General features: G+C 52.1%; 3 pseudogenes. 1 reads left to right on the top strand and 2 read right to left on the bottom strand.

Features of this window, described 5'->3' with window-relative positions:
- Positions 1-326 (bottom strand): annotated as a pseudogene (locus CUC53_RS11965) (transposase); the annotation flags it as partial.
- Between the two features lie 92 nt (positions 327-418).
- Between CUC53_RS11965 and CUC53_RS11960 the strand changes: the two are divergent.
- Positions 419-530 (top strand): annotated as a pseudogene (locus CUC53_RS11960) (IS5/IS1182 family transposase); the annotation flags it as partial.
- A gap of 56 nt (positions 531-586) precedes the next feature.
- Here CUC53_RS11960 and CUC53_RS11955 read toward each other — a convergent pair.
- A pseudogene (locus CUC53_RS11955) lies at positions 587-833 on the bottom strand (IS4 family transposase); the annotation flags it as partial.

The following is an 833-nucleotide window of genomic DNA, read 5'->3' as shown; positions in this document are numbered from 1 at the left end:
AGATGTGTATAAGAGACAGGAAACCGCTTTGGTAGCCATCTCCTTGCGGGCAGATGGCGTCACCACTTTTTTGCTATGGCCTCGGCGATGATCTCTGCCTTGAGGCGCTCCTCGGCATACATTTTCTTGAGGCGACGATTTTCCTCCACCAGCTCTTTGAGGCGTGCCATCAGAGAAGCATCCATGCCACCGAATTTGGAACGCCACTTGTAGAAGGTGGCGGAGCTGATGCCATGCTCACGGCAGAGCTCAGGGACGGGTGAGCCAGACTCGGCCTGTTTGAGGATGGCGATGATTTGGGCATCGCTAAAGCGTGATGTTTTCATGTAGAACCTCCTGCGTTCAAGATACGAGAAAATTCTACTTATGAGCACTCCAGATTTTCGGGGGGATTACCCCTCTATTGCATTAGTTGTGGGTCCCACCGCGAGAGAATACAGGGCTCTGGAAAAAAGGGACATCCAAGAAATGAGGCCGTGCTGGTGATGCGAAAGGAAGGACTAGCGCATTGGAAAAAGATATCGGGATATCGCTGACGTTGGTGTATGCAGTGATCTGTTTACGCTTATGGGGTAATGCCAGTCAGTTAAGCCTGACTGGCATTGTTTTTATTGGCTTTTTGCACCGCATACTTTTGTGGTCTTGCCTTCACACTGCGGGGATAACTCCGCTCCCTTCGCTCCGGCAATACAAACTGCCCCGCCTGTTTCTCCAGCTCTGCTACCCGCTTCGGGATACTCCCCGGTGACAGGTACGGCATGCAGCTCAGTTCATGGATGAGATAGACCGACGCCATGTGAAAACTCAGCTGGCTCGCCGTGTATCCCTTCAGA

The sequence above is a fragment of the Aeromonas cavernicola genome (genome assembly GCF_002795305.1).
Taxonomy (GTDB): domain Bacteria; phylum Pseudomonadota; class Gammaproteobacteria; order Enterobacterales; family Aeromonadaceae; genus Aeromonas; species Aeromonas cavernicola.
This window is presented reverse-complemented; position numbering and strand designations above follow the sequence as displayed.